The sequence below is a fragment of the Azoarcus sp. TTM-91 genome, from assembly GCF_012911025.1.
GTDB lineage: Bacteria > Pseudomonadota > Gammaproteobacteria > Burkholderiales > Rhodocyclaceae > Azoarcus.
In genome coordinates this window covers 1-16,525 of sequence record NZ_WUEI01000061.1, presented here as the reverse complement: position 1 = coordinate 16,525, position 16,525 = coordinate 1, and the positions used below count along the sequence as shown (strand labels likewise).

At 70.6% G+C, this 16,525-nt stretch carries 17 protein-coding genes; 7 read left to right on the top strand and 10 right to left on the bottom strand.

Annotation, left to right across the window (positions count from 1 at the left end; all coding sequences use genetic code 11):
- Positions 1 to 392 precede the first annotated feature (392 nt).
- Together alr and GRF61_RS15745 are read right to left on the bottom strand one after the other, a co-directional pair.
- Positions 393 to 1,463, bottom strand: a complete 1,071-nt coding sequence (gene alr, locus GRF61_RS15750) for an alanine racemase (protein ID WP_169151584.1) — start codon at positions 1,461 to 1,463, stop codon at positions 393 to 395.
- Between the two features lie 71 nt (positions 1,464 to 1,534).
- On the bottom strand, positions 1,535 to 2,836 hold the full coding sequence (locus tag GRF61_RS15745) for a D-amino acid dehydrogenase (RefSeq protein ID WP_169151583.1): 1,302 nt from the start codon (positions 2,834 to 2,836) through the stop codon (positions 1,535 to 1,537).
- A 135-nt stretch (positions 2,837 to 2,971) separates the two neighbouring features.
- On the opposite strand from GRF61_RS15745, the gene GRF61_RS15740 reads away from it, so the two are divergent.
- The 7 genes from GRF61_RS15740 to GRF61_RS15710 all read left to right on the top strand — a co-directional run bounded on the left by GRF61_RS15740 (position 2,972) and on the right by GRF61_RS15710 (position 9,065).
- Positions 2,972 to 3,439 (top strand): winged helix-turn-helix transcriptional regulator, encoded by a 468-nt coding sequence (locus tag GRF61_RS15740; RefSeq protein ID WP_169151582.1) that lies wholly within the window; start codon positions 2,972 to 2,974, stop codon positions 3,437 to 3,439.
- A gap of 83 nt (positions 3,440 to 3,522) precedes the next feature.
- Complete coding sequence (locus GRF61_RS15735; RefSeq protein ID WP_211166008.1) at positions 3,523 to 4,125, top strand: hypothetical protein; 603 nt, start codon at positions 3,523 to 3,525, stop codon at positions 4,123 to 4,125.
- Positions 4,122 to 5,489: an NAD(P)/FAD-dependent oxidoreductase gene (locus GRF61_RS15730; RefSeq protein ID WP_169151581.1), complete on the top strand. Its 1,368-nt coding sequence runs from the start codon at positions 4,122 to 4,124 to the stop codon at positions 5,487 to 5,489. Before GRF61_RS15735 ends, GRF61_RS15730 begins: the two co-directional genes overlap by 4 nt.
- Positions 5,486 to 6,556, top strand: a complete 1,071-nt coding sequence (locus GRF61_RS15725; protein ID WP_169151580.1) for a hypothetical protein — start codon at positions 5,486 to 5,488, stop codon at positions 6,554 to 6,556. Before GRF61_RS15730 ends, GRF61_RS15725 begins: the two co-directional genes overlap by 4 nt.
- Positions 6,553 to 7,398: a MipA/OmpV family protein gene (locus tag GRF61_RS15720; RefSeq protein WP_169151579.1), complete on the top strand. Its 846-nt coding sequence runs from the start codon at positions 6,553 to 6,555 to the stop codon at positions 7,396 to 7,398. The genes GRF61_RS15725 and GRF61_RS15720 overlap by 4 nt, the downstream gene beginning before the upstream one ends.
- Positions 7,399 to 7,479: 81 nt before the next feature.
- Complete coding sequence (locus tag GRF61_RS15715; protein WP_169151578.1) at positions 7,480 to 8,247, top strand: lysophospholipid acyltransferase family protein; 768 nt, start codon at positions 7,480 to 7,482, stop codon at positions 8,245 to 8,247.
- A gap of 41 nt (positions 8,248 to 8,288) precedes the next feature.
- Positions 8,289 to 9,065 carry a glycosyltransferase family 2 protein gene (locus GRF61_RS15710; RefSeq protein ID WP_169151577.1) on the top strand — a complete coding sequence of 259 codons (777 nt, stop codon included), beginning with the start codon at positions 8,289 to 8,291 and terminating at the stop codon, positions 9,063 to 9,065.
- A gap of 74 nt (positions 9,066 to 9,139) precedes the next feature.
- On the opposite strand, the gene argC is transcribed toward GRF61_RS15710, so the two are convergent.
- The 8 genes from argC to GRF61_RS15670 form a co-directional block, all read right to left on the bottom strand.
- Positions 9,140 to 10,063, bottom strand: coding sequence for an N-acetyl-gamma-glutamyl-phosphate reductase (gene argC, locus GRF61_RS15705; protein ID WP_169151576.1), 924 nt, complete (start codon positions 10,061 to 10,063; stop codon positions 9,140 to 9,142).
- A gap of 140 nt (positions 10,064 to 10,203) precedes the next feature.
- Positions 10,204 to 11,511: a cation:proton antiporter gene (locus GRF61_RS15700; RefSeq protein WP_169151575.1), complete on the bottom strand. Its 1,308-nt coding sequence runs from the start codon at positions 11,509 to 11,511 to the stop codon at positions 10,204 to 10,206.
- Between the two features lie 102 nt (positions 11,512 to 11,613).
- A complete protein-coding gene (gene fabG, locus GRF61_RS15695; protein ID WP_169151574.1) occupies positions 11,614 to 12,336 on the bottom strand; it encodes a 3-oxoacyl-ACP reductase FabG in 723 nt (240 codons plus the stop codon).
- 53 nt (positions 12,337 to 12,389) lie between these two features.
- On the bottom strand, positions 12,390 to 12,857 hold the full coding sequence (locus GRF61_RS15690; protein WP_169151573.1) for a 3-hydroxylacyl-ACP dehydratase: 468 nt from the start codon (positions 12,855 to 12,857) through the stop codon (positions 12,390 to 12,392).
- A complete protein-coding gene (locus GRF61_RS15685; protein WP_169151572.1) occupies positions 12,854 to 13,660 on the bottom strand; it encodes a beta-ketoacyl synthase chain length factor in 807 nt (268 codons plus the stop codon). The genes GRF61_RS15690 and GRF61_RS15685 overlap by 4 nt, the downstream gene beginning before the upstream one ends.
- Positions 13,660 to 14,871 (bottom strand): beta-ketoacyl-[acyl-carrier-protein] synthase family protein, encoded by a 1,212-nt coding sequence (locus GRF61_RS15680; RefSeq protein ID WP_169151571.1) that lies wholly within the window; start codon positions 14,869 to 14,871, stop codon positions 13,660 to 13,662. Before GRF61_RS15680 ends, GRF61_RS15685 begins: the two co-directional genes overlap by 1 nt.
- A gap of 165 nt (positions 14,872 to 15,036) precedes the next feature.
- A complete protein-coding gene (locus tag GRF61_RS15675) occupies positions 15,037 to 15,750 on the bottom strand; it encodes a class I SAM-dependent methyltransferase (protein WP_169151570.1) in 714 nt (237 codons plus the stop codon).
- Positions 15,747 to 16,525 (bottom strand): polysaccharide deacetylase family protein (locus GRF61_RS15670; RefSeq protein WP_169151569.1); only part of this gene is annotated, 779 nt, incomplete at its 5' end. The genes GRF61_RS15670 and GRF61_RS15675, both read right to left, overlap by 4 nt.

Here is a 16,525-nt window from a genome sequence, read left to right as displayed (position 1 = left end):
TGCCGGCGAGGTTTTCGTCCTTGCGGCTGTGGGTGGAAAAACGAAGCACTGTGTCGCCTGCCAGAAGGCCATGTGGCGCGCAGGGCTGGGAGCAGGGGTTGCGCTTGCGGAGCTGAACGCGCCGCCCCTGCGAGGCGCTTCCTCTTCCAGCTCTCGCTGCGAGTGGAGAGGGCCTTACGGCGCGCCTCCGGCATGCTCAGCGCATCCGCGGGCGCCGTGCTGAAGTGTCCTTGGTATCGCTGCCAGCGCTGGCCACGGTTTTCAGGCCGCGGGTGTTGTCGTGCCTGCGGAGTGGATCGGCAGCGTCGTTTCCAGGCCTCAGCCGCATCCGCGCGAGAAGGGGCCCAGAAAACGGCGTGCGCCTCATCACTTGCCGGACGGCAGCGCTGAACTCAGGCCTCTCCGCCCTCGTACCGGAAGCCCACCCGCTTCACATTGCACAGCAGCTCATAGGAGATGGTGTTGGCCGCCGCGGCGATGCGGTTCACCGGCACCTCTTTGCCCCACAGCTCAACCCGGCTGCCGATGCCGGCGGCGGGCAGATGGGTGAGGTCCACCGTCAGCATATCCATGGATACCCGGCCGATCAGCTGGCTGGGCTGGCCGTCCACCGTGAGCGGCGTACCGTCGGGCACGGTGCGGGGATAGCCGTCGGCATAGCCCATGGCGACCAGGCCGATGCGGGTGCGCTGGGCGGCGACGAAGCGGGCGCCGTAGCCCAGCGGGGCGCCGGGCTGGATTTCACGCACCGCGATCACCGCACTCTCCAGCGTCATTACCGGGCGAAGCCCATTGCCCTCCGTCGGCATCGGGTCGGCGCCGTAGAGCAGGATGCCGGGGCGGGCCCAGTCGCGGTGGGCGTCCGGCCAGCCCAGCACCGCGGCGGAGTTGGCCAGGCTGCGGGGGCCGGGCAGCTCGCGGGTGGCGGCGTCGAATTCTGCGAGTTGCTCGGCGGTGGCGATCACCTGCGGCTCGTCGGCGCGGGCGAAGTGAGTCATGAGCGTGATGTCGCTTACCTTGCCGCTGGCCTGCAGGCGCTGCCAGGCCTGCGCCACCGCCGGGCCGACGAAGCCGGCGCGGTTCATGCCGCTGTTCACCTTCAGCCACACCGGCAGGGCCGCGGCCAGCGGCGCGGCTTCCAGCATGCGGATCTGGTCTTCGTGATGCACCACCTGCCACAGCCCATGCTCGGCGACGGCTGCGAGCTCGGCGGCATCGAACACGCCTTCCAGCAACAGGATGGGCTGGGTGATGCCGGCGGCGCGCAGTTCCAGCGCTTCGTCCAGGAAGGCCACCGCGTAGCCGTCCGCCTGGTCCGCCAGTGCCCGGGCGCAGCGCACCGCGCCGTGGCCATAGGCGTTGGCCTTGATCACGGCGAGGGCGCGGCCGCCGTGGCGCTGGCGGGCAAGGCGGTAGTTGTGGCGGAGGGCGTCGAGGTCGATACGGGCGAGGGCGGGGCGCATGGAGCTGGAAGCGTCTAGAGCCGGCCCGCGATGGACCGGCGTTGGGAGAAAAGGACGGGCGTGAGCGTGGATCAGACGGGCGAGAGGCCCATGGAACGGCGGCCCGCGGACGCTACTTTGCCATAACGGGCGAAAGCGAGATCGTCGTGGCGGATGGCGGGGCGCTTGCCGGCGACGAGGTCGGCCACCACCCGGCCGGAGCCGCAGGCCATGGTCCAGCCCAGGGTGCCGTGGCCGGTGTTGAGGTAGAGCTCCGGCCAGACGGTGGCGCCGACGATGGGCGTGCCGTCCGGTGTCATCGGCCGCAGCCCGGTCCAGAATTCGGCGGCGGGCAGGTCGCCGCAATCCGGGAAGAGGTCGCGCACCACCCTCTCCAGGGTTTCGCGGCGGCGCGGGTCGAGGCTGAGGTCGTAGCCGGCCAGCTCGGCCATGCCGCCCACCCGCAGGCGCTGGTCGAAGCGGGTGAGGGCGATCTTCCAGGTTTCGTCCAGCACGGTGGAAACCGGCGCGGCCTCGGCATCGGTGAGCGGCACGGTGAGGGAGTAGCCCTTCACCGGATACACCGGCAGGTCCAGCCCCAAGGGCCCGGCCAGGGCACGGGAGTAGCTGCCGAGGGCGAGCACGTAGCGGTCGGCACTCAGCACCTCGCCGCTGGCCAGGCGCACGCCGCGCAGTGCGCGACTGTCGCTGGCGAGGCCCTGGATGTCCACGCCGTAGCGGAATTCCACGCCCAGCGCCTGGGCGCGCTCGGCGAGGCGCCGGGTGAAGAGGTGGCAGTCGCCGGTTTCGTCGTTGGGCAGGCGCAGGCCGCCGGTGAACTTGTCGCGCATCCGCGCCAGCGCCGGCTCGGCGGCGGCGACGCCGTCGCGGTCCAGCAACTGGTAGGGCACGCCCAGCTCGGCCAGCACCGCTACGTCGCGGCCGGCGGCTTCGAGCTGCTCGGCGCTGCGGAACAGCTGCAGCGTGCCCAGCGCGCGTTCCTCGTAGTGCAGGTCGATGGCGGCGCGCAGTTCGCGCAGGCAGTCGCGGCTGTATTCGGCCAGCCGCATCATGCGCGCCTTGTTTTCGGCGTAACGGTCAGCGCGGCAGTTGCGCAGCATGGCGAGCATCCAGCGCAGCTGGAACAGGCTGCCGTCGGCGCGCAGGGCGAACGGCGCATGGCGCTGGGTGAGCCACTTCAGGGCCTTCAGCGGAATGCCGGGGGCGGCCCAGGGAGTGGAATAGCCAGGGGAAACCTGGCCGGCGTTGCCGTAGCTGGTTTCCAGGGCGGGGCCGGGCTGGCGGTCCAGCACGGTGACACGCAGGCCATGGTTGGCGAGATACCACGCGGTGGTGGTGCCGACCACACCGCTGCCGAGCACGATCACATGCATGGGAAAACTCCTGCGACAAGCGTGAATTGAATTACTTAAGTCTAGACGCCGTCAGCCAGTGTTTTTCGCTGAAGTGCTGCTAGGATTTGGCGCTTATAACTGAAAGCGCCGGTCTGGCCGGATGGAGAGAGGGGAATGCGCGAACTCGACCGCACCGACCGCAAGATCCTGGACATCCTGCAGCGTGAGGGCCGCATCGCGGTCACCGAACTGGCGCAGCGCGTCGGCCTCTCCGCCACCCCCTGCGCCGAGCGAGTGCGGCGGCTGGAGCGCGATGGGGTCATTACCGGCTACTACGCCCGTGTCGATCCGCATGCGCTGGGCGTGCCGCTGCTGGTGTTCGTCGAGATCAAGCTGTCGGCCAAGTCCAACGATGTCTTCGACCGGGTGAAGAAGGAGCTGCAGTTCGTGCCGGAGGTGATGGAGTGCCACCTGGTGTCCGGCGACTTCGACTACCTCATCAAGGCCCGGCTGGGCGAGATGGCGGACTACCGCCGCCTGCTCGGCAACATCCTGCTGAAGCTGCCGGCGGCGGCTGAGTCGCGCAGCTATGTGGTGATGGAAGAGGTCAAGGAAAGCCTGTTCCTGCCAACGCTGGGGTGACGCCCGGGCCGTCATTCCCCCTGCTATGCGGCTGCGGTATAGTCGGCGGTCGGAAAAAACCAGCTACCCAGGGGGAACTTTTCATGATCGGCAGTGTTGCGAAGGGAATGAAGACGGGCTTTACCGTGCTGGCGGCGACGCTGGCCCTGGGGGCGTGCAAGACCCTGGAGACGACGCCGGCTGCGCCGCTGCAGCAGGGCTACACCTGCTGCAACCTGCACCATGAAGGCGACTGGATCAGCGACTCCAACTACGCCGGCCTGCCGATGGTGCCCGCCGGCACGCCGGTCAAGGTGCTGTCATACGGCCGTTACCGCGCCCATGTGGACATGAACGGCAAGCCCTTCCGCCTCGGCCAGGACTATGGCCGCGAGCAGGAAAGCACCGAGAAGTGGGTGTCCAAGCTGGTGGTCACCGAAGATCCCAAGCTGAAGCTGGCGAGTTACCCGAAGGCGGTGCAGGAGGCGATCAAGGCCGGCCAGCTGATGAAGGGCATGACCAAGGAGCAGGTGATCATGTCGGTCGGCTATCCGCTGACCAACGAGAACCCCTCGCTGGACGCGCCCGTCTGGCGCTACTGGCGTTCCAGCTTCGATGAATACCAGGTGGAATGGGACAAGCAGGGCCGGGTGAAGAACATCGCCGCCCATCCCATGTCGCTGCCGCTGATCGAGTACAAGAAATGAGCACCGTGGCCGGAGCGCCCTTCTCGCGGGGGTCGGGCACGGCGGTGGAGGCCTCGGCGCCGCTGGGCTGCGACGTGCTGGTGATCGGCGGCGGCCCTGCCGGCTCCACCGTGGCCGCGCTGCTCGCCCAGCGCGGCCACGCGGTGACGCTGCTGGAGAAGTCCCACCATCCGCGTTTCCACATCGGTGAGTCGCTGCTGCCCGCCAACCTGCCCTTGTTCGAGAAGCTGGGCGTGGCGGACGAGATCCGCGCCATCGGCATGGTGAAGCACTGCGCGGAGTTCGTTTCGCCGCATCACGACTGCAAGCAGGTCTTTCACTTCGCCGAAGGTTGGGACGACCACCTGCCCTACGCCTACCAGGTGCGCCGCTCCGATTTCGACCACGTGCTGATCCGCAACGCGGCGCGCAAGGGCGCCACCGTGGTGGAGGGTTGCCGCGTCAAGGAAGTGGACTTCGTCGGCGACGGCGCGGTGGTGCAGGCCGAGCATGAGGACGGCCGCCGCCAGCAGTGGAACGCCCGCTTCGTCATCGACGCCTCCGGCCGCGACACCTTCATCGCCAACCGCCTGCGCGCCAAGCACCGCAACCCGAAGCACAACAGCTCGGCGCTGTACGGCCACTTCGATGGGGCCAAGCGCAACTGCGGCGAGGCGGAAGGCAACATCAGCATCTACTGGTTCGAGCACGGCTGGTTCTGGTTCATTCCGCTGGCCGATGGCGCCACCAGCGTGGGCGCGGTCACCTGGCCCTACTACATGAAGCAGCGCAACGGCCGCACGCTGGAGCGCTTCCTGCTCGACACCATCGCCCTGTGCCCGCCGCTGGCGGAGCGGCTGGCGGAGGCCACGCTGATGGCCGCGCCCGAGGCCACCGGCAACTTCTCCTACACCACCGACCATACCCACGGCGACCGCTACATCCTGCTGGGCGACGCCTACGCCTTCATCGACCCGGTGTTCTCCTCCGGCGTCATGCTGGCGATGCAGAGCGCCTTCTTCGGCGCCGACGCGGTGGATACCTGCCTGCGCGAGCCGGCCAAGTCCCACGCCGCGCTGGCGCGCTTCGACAAGGGCATCCGCCTCGGGCCGCGGGAGTTCTCCTGGTTCATCTACCGCATGACCAGCCCCACCATGCGCGACCTCTTCATGGGGCCGCGCAACCCGCTGCGGGTCAAGAACGCGCTGATCTCGCTGCTGGCCGGCGACATCTACGGCCGCGTGCCTATCCGCTTCTCCCTGGCGGCGTTCAAGACCATCTACTACGTGAACGCGATCGGCAACTGGCGGCGGACCCTGGCGGCCTGGCGCATGCGCAGGCGCAACATCCAGCCTGTGGATGACGGCATGGCCGCTGGCGCATGACGGCTGCCGTAATGGAACACGGGGCCAGCGTGTCGGCCCCGGCTTTGCAGTTGCACTGGCCGCTGGCGCCGGATGTGGCGCTGGATGCGCATGACCTCGGCGCCCTGGTATTCGGCGCTGCCCCCGCCGGCAAGCCTGCTGCTGACGCGCCCATCCTGCAGGTGATGACGCCCGCGCTGGCGCCGGCGCGGCCCTGGCTGGCCGCCTGGCGCAGCCCAGCCCCGGTGCGCGCAGGCCGCCACGGCCGGGTGAGTTACCGCTGCGCCGGCGGCCTGCTGTTCGGGGTGGTGACCGTCGCCGAGGATGAATGGGACGAGGCCGCCACGCTTGCAGGCGCCACGCAGGCCAGGCTGCAGTGTGCCGCCGGGCTCGCTTATGCCGAACTGTTCGGTGCCCTGGATGCGCTGGCCCACCCTCATCTGCTGCGCGTCTGGAACTACCTGCCGCATATCAACGCGGAAGAAGGCGGCGAGGAGCGCTACCGCCAGTTCAACGCCGGCCGCCAGGCTGCCTTCGCCGCCCACGGCCGCACGTTTGCCGGCGAGGTGCCGGCCGCCTGTGCGCTGGGCGTCGGCGGCGGGCCGCTGGCGATCGCCTTCCTGGCGGCAACGCAGCCGGCCCTGGCGGTGGAGAACCCGCGCCAGGTGGCGGCCTACGACTATCCGCCGGAGTACGGCCGGCGCAGCCCCACGTTCGCCCGCGCCACGCTGGCCCGCCAGGGCGGCCAGCGCTTGCTTTTCGTGTCCGGCACAGCCAGCATCGTCGGCCACCGCAGCCTGCATGCCGGCGACGTCGTCGCCCAGACGCGCGAAACCCTGGCCAACGTCGACGCCCTGCTGGCCGAGGTCGCACGGTTGGCGCCCGAAGCCGGTTTCCGTGCCGAAGCGCTGGCTTACGTCGCCTACCTGCGCCGGCCGCAGGATCTGCCGCTGGTTCGCGCCGAAGTGGAGCGCCGCCTGGGTGTCGATGCCGCGATTGCCTATGTCCAGGCCGACGTCTGCCGCGCCGACCTGCTAGTCGAGATCGAGGCCAGCGGCGGCCACCCGATGGAGTTCCGTTGTCGATGAGTTCAAGCGCCCGCCGTTTTTCCCGCCTCCTGCTGACGGTCCTGGGGGTGGCGGCCGCCGGCGCGGCGGTCGCGGCCGAGCGCCCGCTGTGGGAGCTCGGCCTGGGTGTGGGCGCGGTATCTTTCCCCGACTATCGCGGTGCTGACGAGCGCAGCACCTATGTGCTGCCGGCGCCCTACGTGGTCTATCGCGGCGAGTTCCTCAAGGCCGACCGCGACGGCGTGCGCGGCGTGTTCTTCGAGAGTGATCGCGTGGAGCTCAACTTCAGCGCCGCCGCCTCGGTGCCGGTGGACAGCGACGGTAACAAGGCCCGCCGCGGCATGCCGGACCTCAAACCCACGGTGGAGTTCGGCCCTTCGCTGGACCTCACCCTGTGGCGCGCGTCCGACCGTAGCGCCAAGCTGGATTTCCGCCTGCCGGTGCGGGCCGCCTACGCGGTCATCGGCGGCGTGAGGCGCGTCGGCCTGGTATCCACACCGACCCTCAACCTCGACCTGCGCGACCCCCTCGGCCAGCACGGCTGGAACCTCGGCCTGCTGGCCGGCCCGGTGTTCGGCGATGCCCGCCAGCACCGCTACTTCTACGACGTCGCCCCCGAGTACGCCACGCCCACCCGCGAGGCCTATCGCGCCAAGGGCGGCTACGGCGGCAGCCAGTTCCTTGCCGCCCTGTCCAAGCGCTACGACAACTATTGGGTGGGTGCCTTCGTGCGTTACGACAACCTGCGCGGGGCGGTCTTCGACGACAGCCCGCTGGTGAAGCGAGACCAGAGCTGGGCGGCCGGCTTCGCGGTCGCCTGGATCATCGGCGAGTCCGCCACCCGGGTGCAGGTGAATGACTGAAATGCTGCCGCAGGGTCCCGCGGCGCGCCAGCCGTCGGGACAAGGCGGGTACGCCTTCGCCCTGCCGTCCGGGGGGCGCCGATGAAGCGCGCGCTGCCCGGCTGGTATGCCTACTTCTGTCTCTACGCCGGCCTGGGCGCGCTCGGCCTGCTCTGTCTTGCCTGGCTGCCCTTCGCCATCGTGCTGCATCCGCTGCTGCCGGCGAGGCTGGGGCGCAGGCTGGGGCGCGGCGTCATCACCGCCGCCTTCCGCTTCTACCTCTTCATCCTCTCCGCCCTGGGCGCCTGCCGCTTCGAGTTCGAGGGGGTGGACGCGCTGCGCGATGCCGGGCCGCTCATCCTCGCGCCCAACCATCCCTGCCTGCTGGACGCGGTGATGGTGATCTCCCGCCTGCCGGACGTCGCCTGCGTGATGAAGGCGGCGCTGATGAAGAACCTCTTCCTCGGCGCCGGTGCCCGGCTGGCGCGCTACATTCCCAATGGCAAGCCGCTGGGCATGGTGATGGCGGCCTGCGAGGATCTTGCCGCCGGCAGCCAGCTGCTGATCTTCCCCGAAGGCACCCGCACCGCAGCCGCGCCGCTCAATCCCCTGCTGCCCAGCGTGGCGCTGATCTCCCGCCGGGCCGGGGTGCCGGTGCAGACGCTGATCATCGAAACCGACTCCGCCTACCTCGCCAAGGGCTGGCCGCTGTTCCGCCGCCCGCCCATGCCTATCCGCTACCGGGTGCGCGTCGGCCGTCGTTTTCCGCCCGCCACCGAAACCGCCGGCTTCGTGGCCGAGCTGGACGCCTATTTCCGCGCCGAACTGGCCCAGGCCGAGCTGGTGCCGCCGGTGTTCCAGCCCGGCTGAATCGGGTACCCTCGCCGGCCGTCGCACCTTCCCTGTCCGTCATGCGTTCCACCGCCACTCCCTCGCCGTCCGCCACCCACCTGGTGCTCATCCCCAGCTACAACCCGGGGCCCAAGGTGTTCGATACCGTGATGGCGGCGCGCGCGCAGTGGAATCCGGTGTGGGTGGTGGTGGATGGCAGCACCGATGGCACCGCCGAGGAACTGCAGCGCATGGCCGGGGAGGACGCCGGCCTGCGGGTGCTGGTGTTGCCGCACAACCGCGGCAAGGGCGCGGCGGTGCTGCACGGCCTGGACGAGGCGGCGCGCCTGGGTTACACCCATGCGCTGACGATGGATTCCGACGGCCAGCATCCGGCCGGGCTCATTCCGCAATTCATGGCTGAATCGGCCGCCGCGCCGGCGCGCATGATCCTCGGCCGGCCGGTGTTCGACGCCAGCGCGCCGCTGCTGCGGGTGCGCGGGCGCAAGGTGTCCAACGCCTGGGCCAACCTGGAGACGCTGTGGGTGGGCATAGGCGATTCGCTGTACGGCTTCCGCGTCTATCCCATCGCGCCGCTGCAGAAGGTGATGCGGGGCCAGCGCTGGATGCGCCGCTTCGACTTCGATCCGGAAGCGGTGGTGCGCCTGGCCTGGCGCGGTGTGCGGCCGGTGAATGTGGATGCGCCGGTGAAGTACTTCAGCGCGGAGGAGGGCGGCGTGTCGCACTTCAACTACCTGCGCGACAACACCCTGCTGACCTGGATGCACACCCGTCTCTTCCTCGGCTTCCTGCTGCGCCTGCCGCTGCTGCTGCTACGCCGCCTGGGCGGCGGCTGAAAGGCCGGCGGCGCCTCGCCGGGCGCCGCCTTGGTCCTGCTTGCTGCGGATTAGCCGGGAGGCGGGAAGCGCGCTCAGAGCCCCAGCATCAGCTTGAGGTTCTGCACCGCCGCACCGCTGGCGCCCTTGCCGAGGTTGTCCAGCCGCGCGATGGCGACGGCATGGCGCTCCGCCTCGTTGGCGAACACGCGGATCTCCAGCTGGTTGGTGTTGTTCAGCGCCAGCGCGTCCAGCTTGCCGTCCTCGGTCGCCGGCAGCACCTTCACGAAGTTCTCCGCGGTGTTGCTGCTGGCGTAATGCGCCGCGTAGGCGGCCTGCAGATCGGCGGCGGTCGGCTTGCCGGGCAGGGCGTCCAGGTGCAGCGGCAGGTTCACCAGCATGCCCTGGCGGAAGTTGCCCACCGCCGGAATGAACAGCGGGCGGCAGCTCAGGCCGGCGTACTGCATGATTTCCGGGATGTGCTTGTGCTTGAGGCCCAGCGCGTAGCTCTCATACAGCGGCGCGGTGCCGGCCTCGTAGGCCTCGATCATCGGCCGGCCGCCGCCGGAGTAGCCGCTCACCGAAGGCAGCGCAACCGGGAAGTCCTTGGGCAGCAGGCCGGCATCCACCAAGGGGCGCAGCAGCGCAATGGCGCCGGTGGCGTAGCAGCCGGGGTTGGCGACGCGCTCCGCCTTCGCCACCGCCTCCGCCTGGCCGGGCACCAGCTCAGGGAAGCCGTACACCCAGCCCGGGGCGACGCGGTGGGCGGTGGAGGCGTCAATGATGCGCGGGCGCTTGCCTTGCAGGCCGTCGATCAACGCCACCGATTCGCGCGCCGCATCGTCGTGCAGGCAGAGGATCACCAGGTCCACGCCAGCCATCAGTTCGCGCTTGGCGGCGACGTCCTTGCGCAGTTCGGGGGCGATGGAGACGAGTTCGAGCTGCGGCATCTGCTGCAGCTGTTCGCGGATTTGCAGGCCGGTGGTGCCGGCTTCGCCGTCGATGAAAACCTTGGGCATGTCTGTTCCTGATCGTTGGGCCTGGCCGCAACCGGAGCGGCTGCGGCGCAATGGGCTTTTGACGTGTCGCGTGGCGGCGAATTCAGCCGCGCCCCGCTATTTTGCCGAATGCGGGGGCCGCAGTCTGCCACGCGAGGGTTTCATTCGCGCACCGCCGGCGGCAGCGAATGGCCGATGCGCGGCAGCCACAGGCGCAGGCAGGGCGTGGTCACCACCGTGCTGACGATGGCCATGATCACCAGCATGGTGAAGACTTGCTGCGAGATCACGCCGAGGTCGTAGCCGACGTTGATCACGATGAGCTCCATCAGCGCTCGGGTGTTCATCATGACGCCGAGCAGGCTGGCCTCGTGGTGGCCCAGGCCGCAGCGGCGGGCGGCGAGGTAGGAGCCGCCGAACTTGCCCGCCGTGGCCAGCGCCACCACCAGCGCGCACCAGCCCCAGGCGGCGGCCGAATCCAGGCTGCCGACGTCGGTGCGCAGGCCGGTGTAGGTGAAGAAGATGGGCAGGAAGAACACGGTGACGAAGTGGCCCACCCGGATGTTCCAGGCTTCGCGCAGTTCGTGCTCGTCGTGCAGGATCACCCCCATCAGGAAGCCGCCGAAGATGGCGAAGATGCCCAACTGGTAGGTGGTCATGCCGGCGAGGAAGATCAGCGCGAGCAGTGCGCCCATCAGGTTGGGCGGGAAGCGGCCGCGGCCGGGGCGGGCGTGCCGCACCAGGCGCTTCACCAGCGGCCGCAGCACCAGCCAGGCGAAGGCGAAGAAGGCCAGCACCAGCGCCACCTTGGTGGCGAAGGCCAGCGGCTCGAAGTGGGACACCGCCAGCGTGGACACCAGCGCCAGCAGCAGCCAGCCGACCACATCGTTGATCGCCGCCGCACTGATCGCGATCACGCCCAGCGCCGTCCGGCTGAGCTGGAACTCGATCATGATGCGGCCGAGGATGGGCAGCGCGGTGATGGAAAAAGCGGTGGCGACGAACAGCCCCGCCGCCAGTGGCGACACGCCGGGAGGCGCCAGCAGCGGCGCGGTGTACCAGCCGAAGCCCAGGCCGAGCGCGAAGGGCAGCGCCAGCCCGGCGCCGGCCACCCACAGCACGGTGCGCTGGTGCTTGCGCTCGCGCAGGTGGCCGAAGTCGAACTCCAGGCCGATCTGGAACATCAGCAGCAGCAGGCCGATCTGCGACAGGATCTGCATGGGCTCGCCGGAGGCGCTGCGGAACACCAGGGCGAAGAGATCCGGCGCCAGCCAGCCGAACAGCGAAGGGCCGAGCAGGATGCCGGTGATGATCTCGCCCACCGCCGGCGACTGGCCGCAGCGCAGCGCCAGCGCGCCGCCGGCGCGGGCGGCGAGGATGATGATGGCCAACTGCAGCAGGGTGAAGAACAGCAGTGCCTCGCTGCGATGCACGGCCACGGCGTGCAGGGCGTCGGCGGTCTGGCTCATCGGGTGTCCTCGGGGTTCGGGCCCGGGCGGGAGAATGCGGCCGGGCAGGGCAATCGGGTTGGGGGAGAGCGGCGGGCGCGGCGCAGATCGCCGCACCGGGCCTCAGATCATGCCGCCGTTGATCGAGATGATCTGGCCGGTGATGTAGGCGGCGCGCGGCGAGGCGAGGAAGGCGACCAGGTCGGCCACTTCCTGTGGCTGGCCGGCGCGGCCCAGCGGCACCAGCCGCTTAACTGCGTCGGCATCGAAAGCGCCTTCGCTCATCGCGGTGTCTATGATCCCCGGCGCCACCGCATTCACCGTGATGCCGCGGCTGGCCAGCTCCAGCGCCAGCGACTTGGTGGCCGAATGCAGCGCGCCCTTGGCGGCGGCGTAGTTCACCTGGCCGCGGTTGCCGGCCAGCGCCGCCACCGAGGTGATGTTGATGATGCGGCCCCAGCGGGTGCGCACCATGGGCAGCGTCAGCGGCTGGGTGAGGTTGAAGAAGCCGTTGAGGCTCACGTCCATCACGCTGTGCCACTGGGTGGCGGACATGCCGGGGAACACCGCGTCGTCATGCACGCCGGCGTTGTTCACCAGTACCTGCACCGGCCCGGCGGCGAGCAGGGTTTCCACCGCGGCGGCGGTGGCGGCGGCGTCGGTGAGGTCGAAGGCGATGGCCTCGGCGCTGCCGCCGGCCTGGCGGATGTCTTCCGCCACCGCTTCGGCGGCGGCGAGCTTGCGGTTGGCGTGCACCAGGACGTGCAGGCCATCTTCGGCGAGGCGGCGGCAGATGGCGCGGCCTATGCCGCCGCTGCCGCCGCTGACCAGGGCGCGTTTGTTCATGTGGCGTTCCTGTGTTGCTTGCTTTGTCGTTATGGGCGCGGGCCGCAGGTGGTTCAGGCCGCGCTCAGCACCACCGAGGCGCGGCCGCGCAGCAGCGGCCGGCCGCCGGCGGAGAGGGTGAAGGCGTAGAGCAGGGCGCGGTCGTCGGCGGACAGGCATTCCGCTTCCACCTGCAGATCGTCGGCGATGTCGTCCAGCCGGCTGACCAGGCATTCCACCGCGCGGGCGCTGCCCAGCATGCCGGGGCGGGAGGAGGCGCAGGCCTCGCCGCCGGCGCGCAGCGCGCCATGCACCGCCATCGCCTGGGCGGCGTATTCGATGCCGGTGAGCGCGCCCAGGCGGCCACCGGCGCGCAACGGGTTGGCCGGGTCGCAGTGGCTCACCGCGCGGCAACGGATGCGCTCCGGGCTCCAGCTCTCCACCGCGTCCAGCAGGCACATGCTGCCCTGGTGCGGCACATGCGCGGCGATCCAGGCGTGGTCCAGCGCGGCGGTACCGGCTTGGCTGTCGGGTGGCGTCATGGCGTCACATCCACCGCCAGCGCCAGGCCGTCCAGGTATTCGAGCACGCTGGTGCCGGCCTCGCCGCGCGCCATGCGGGCGAGCAGCGGCAGCGCGCGGGCGGCGGGCACGTCGCGGCGCAGGGCGTCCAGCGCCGGGTCGGGCAGGCTGTCGCAGGCGCAGCAGGTGAAGCCGGCCAGGGCGAGGCGCGGCAACGCCTGGGCGCCGTGGCTGTCCGGCGTCAGCAGCAGCGCAGTGGCGAAGGCTGCGCCCTGCGGCCGGGCGGCGGCGAGCGGCTCCGGGTAGGGCAGGTCGTAGGCGATCAGCAGCACCGGCGCGGCGCTGGCGCGCAGCTGGGAGAGCGCTTCCACCAGCCCGGCGGCGAAGCTGCCGTCGTAGGCGGAGACGATGGTGGACGCGGCCTGCGCGCCGGTGGCGATACCCCAGTAGCCGGAGGCGGCGTTGTTCACCGAGTTGTGGAAGCGGGTGGGCGAGATCAGCCGGTCGCCGCTCGCCAGTGCTTCGCAGATGGCGTGGCAGTTGGCGCCGTCGCCACCGGAGGAGGCGAATACCGTCGCCAGTGTGGCGGCGTCGGCGCCGCCGGCGCTGGCGGCCTGCATGCCGACGGCCAGCGCCAGGCGGACGACGTTGCCGACGCGGCGGCGTTCCGCCGGCGGCAGGCTTTCGGGCGCTGGCATGGGCGTGGCGCTTGGTGTCCACGGCGCACCGGCGAGCACCGCGCGGGCGGCGGCCCAGTCGGCCAGGCCGGGGCCGAGCACGCCGATGCCGGCGATGTGGGCGGACAGGGGCTGGTAGAGCGTCATCAGCGGGTGCCCTCCACTGCGGCGAGCCGGCCGAACAGCAGGCTGCAGTTGGTGCCGCCGAAGCCGAAGGAATTGCTCAGCACATGCCGCAGCGGCGCCTGCCGCGGCCTGCATTCATAGCGCAGCGCCAGCGCCGGATCGAGGGCGCGGGTGCCGGGGCTGCCAGGGATCAGGCCGTCGGCCAGGGCGAGGGCGCTGAATACCGCTTCCAGCGCGCCGGCCGCGCCCAGGGTGTGGCCGGTGGCGCCCTTGGTGGAGCTGGCGGGCACGCGGTCGCCGAACAGGGCCTGCACTGCCTTGCCCTCGGCGGCATCGTTGCTGGGGGTGCCGGTGCCGTGGAGGTTGATGTAGTCGATGGCGTCCGCTGCCAGCGCCGCGCTGGCGAGCGCCTGCTCCATCGCCTGGCAGGCACCGCGGCCTTCGGGATGCGGCGAGGACATGTGGTAGGCGTCGCTGGATTCGCCACTGCCGAGCAGCAGCACGGCGTTGCCGTCCGCCGCGGCGGAGGGGCGCTCCAGCAGCGCGAAGGCGGCGGCCTCGCCGATGGAGATGCCCTTGCGCGCGGCGTCGTAGGGCCGGCAGGGTTCGGCGGCGACCAGCTCCAGCGAGTTGAAACCGTACAGCGTGGTCAGGCACAGCGAGTCGACGCCGCCGACGATGGCTGCATCCACCAACCCGGCCTCGATCAGCCGCGCGGCGCTGGCGAAGACCTTGGCGCTGGAGGAGCAGGCGGTGGAGCTGACCCAGGCCGGGCCGTGGGCACCGGTCAGCTCACGGGTGAATTCCGCCACCGAGTAGATGTTGTGCGTGCCGCGGTAGTTGAAACCCGCCGGCAGCGCGCCGCTGGCCGGATCGCGCTGGCGATAGGCGAGCTCGGTTTCCAGGATGCCGGAGGTGCTGGTGCCCAGCAGCACCGCCACCCGGTGGGCGCCGTAGCGGGCGACGGCTTCGCGGGCGGCGTCGAGGAAGCCATCCTGCTGCAGGCCGAGCAGGGCCAGGCGGTTGTTGCGGCAGTCGTAGGCGGCCAGCTGTGTCGGCAGGGCGGCATCCTCGACCCCGGCAACGCGGCCTATCCAGGTGTCCAGCGCGACCGTCTCGAAATCGCAGGGAATGAGTCCGCTGCGGCCGGCGGCCAGCGCTGCCCGGGTGGCGGCCAGGCCGGCGCCGAGACAACTGGTGGCGGTGTAGCGGGAAAGGGCGAGCGGGCTCAAGCGGTGAAATCCAGGGTGAATGGGGCGGATTCTAACCCGGATGCCAGCCGGCTCCGGGGGTTTGAGGCCAGCCCGGCGGGCGTGTCTGCCCGCGCGGAAAGGCTGGTTGTGGTGGCTCCGGCAGCGATCGGCGTGCTGTCAGCCACGCTGCATCGCGGCGGCGCTTCAGCCGCCGAGGCGGCCGATCAGCATGGTGTTGGCGAAGGGGGTGCCGTGGCTCATCGGCAGTATCTGCACCTGGAAGCCGAGTTGCTCCAGGCTGCGCTGCCAGTCGGCCACCGGCCGGCAGTAGAGGGTGCCGAGGCGGTGGCCGCGGATGAAGGTGACGAGGCGGTCCACCCAGTTGCTGAGCTTGAAGGGCAGGCCGCCGCCGGCGTCGCCCACCCGCATCACCAGCGTGCCGGCGGGGGCGAGGGCGTCGCGGGCACGGGCGAGCACCGCCTCCTGTTCGGGCAGGGTGACGTAGTGCAGGGAGTCGAGGATGACCACCGCGTTGGGCCGACCGAAGTCGCTGTGGCGGATGTCGCCTTGCTCCACCACCGCGCCGGCGGGCAGCGCCGGGCCGGCGCGGTCCACATCGTTCTGCATCAGTTCGATGCCACGGTAGCCGGCCAGCGTCGGCGGTGCCGGCCAGGTGGACGGCCAGTCGCCAGCGGCGTGCAGGCGGCCGGCGGCAGTGATCCAGTTGGACAGCAGCCCCTGGCCACAGCCCAGGTCCAGGATGTGCGCCTGCGCCGGCAGCAGGCCGTGGGCGAGGATGCCGGTGAATACCGGGTCGCGGCCCAGCTTGCCACGGGCGAAATGCCAGGCGAAGCGGCCGGCGGGGCGATAGGGGGCGGTGGCGGCATCCAGCAGCCGCTTGCGGAAAGAGGACGTCATTGCAGGGTGTTGCGCAGGGTAACGGGCTGGAGGCCGGCGGTGGCGATGCGTTGCAGCAGCGCAGGCAGGACGTCGAGGATGACCGGCCGACCACTGGCGCCGCGCGCGGCGTGGCCGTCGTGCAGCAGCAGGATGTCGCCGGCGGCGAGGTTCTGGGTCAGGCGTTGCAGCACGACATCCGCACGGCTTTCGCGGGTGTCGAAGCCGCGCCGGGTCCAGCTTGCCAGCAGCAGCCCCTGGCGGGCCAGGATGGGCTCGAGGAAGGGGTTGCGCAGGCCGGCGGGGGCGCGGAAGAAACAGGGCGTGTGGCCGGTTAGGGTGCGGAACAGCATCTGCGCGGCGAGGATGTCCGACTCCAGCCGGCGCGGGCCGAACAGCGAGAAGTGATGGCGGTGGTGCTGGGAGTGGTTTTCCACCGCATGGCCGCGGCGCACGATTTCCTTCACCAGCCCGGGGTGGGCCACCGCCTGTTCGCCGATGCAGAAGAAGGTGGCGCGGGCGCCGGCGGCGTCCAGCAGGTCCAGCACTGCGGGGGTCACTTCAGGGTCGGGGCCGTCGTCTATGGTGATGGCGATTTCACCACGGCGGATCGCGCTTTCCGGCAGGCGGGACCAGTTCGGCCCCAGCAATCTGCTGCGCGGCCACAACCCGGCGGCGGTCAGTGCGGCATGGCTGAGCACCACCGCGCCCAGCGCGGCCGGCCAGGCCTGGGGTGCGAAGGCGAGTGCCGCGGCGGCGCCAACATGGGCGGCACAGGTGGCGTGCAGGAGCGGGC

Coding starts and splice junctions, on each gene's coding strand:
- alr (WP_169151584.1), bottom strand. CDS start 1,463: ATGCGCCCCGCCCTCGCCCGTATCGACCTCGACGCCCTCCGCCACAAC.
- GRF61_RS15745 (WP_169151583.1), bottom strand. CDS start 2,836: ATGCATGTGATCGTGCTCGGCAGCGGTGTGGTCGGCACCACCACCGCG.
- GRF61_RS15740 (WP_169151582.1), top strand. CDS start 2,972: ATGCGCGAACTCGACCGCACCGACCGCAAGATCCTGGACATCCTGCAG.
- GRF61_RS15735 (WP_211166008.1), top strand. CDS start 3,523: ATGATCGGCAGTGTTGCGAAGGGAATGAAGACGGGCTTTACCGTGCTG.
- GRF61_RS15730 (WP_169151581.1), top strand. CDS start 4,122: ATGAGCACCGTGGCCGGAGCGCCCTTCTCGCGGGGGTCGGGCACGGCG.
- GRF61_RS15725 (WP_169151580.1), top strand. CDS start 5,486: ATGACGGCTGCCGTAATGGAACACGGGGCCAGCGTGTCGGCCCCGGCT.
- GRF61_RS15720 (WP_169151579.1), top strand. CDS start 6,553: ATGAGTTCAAGCGCCCGCCGTTTTTCCCGCCTCCTGCTGACGGTCCTG.
- GRF61_RS15715 (WP_169151578.1), top strand. CDS start 7,480: ATGAAGCGCGCGCTGCCCGGCTGGTATGCCTACTTCTGTCTCTACGCC.
- GRF61_RS15710 (WP_169151577.1), top strand. CDS start 8,289: ATGCGTTCCACCGCCACTCCCTCGCCGTCCGCCACCCACCTGGTGCTC.
- argC (WP_169151576.1), bottom strand. CDS start 10,063: ATGCCCAAGGTTTTCATCGACGGCGAAGCCGGCACCACCGGCCTGCAA.
- GRF61_RS15700 (WP_169151575.1), bottom strand. CDS start 11,511: ATGAGCCAGACCGCCGACGCCCTGCACGCCGTGGCCGTGCATCGCAGC.
- fabG (WP_169151574.1), bottom strand. CDS start 12,336: ATGAACAAACGCGCCCTGGTCAGCGGCGGCAGCGGCGGCATAGGCCGC.
- GRF61_RS15690 (WP_169151573.1), bottom strand. CDS start 12,857: ATGACGCCACCCGACAGCCAAGCCGGTACCGCCGCGCTGGACCACGCC.
- GRF61_RS15685 (WP_169151572.1), bottom strand. CDS start 13,660: ATGACGCTCTACCAGCCCCTGTCCGCCCACATCGCCGGCATCGGCGTG.
- GRF61_RS15675 (WP_169151570.1), bottom strand. CDS start 15,750: ATGACGTCCTCTTTCCGCAAGCGGCTGCTGGATGCCGCCACCGCCCCC.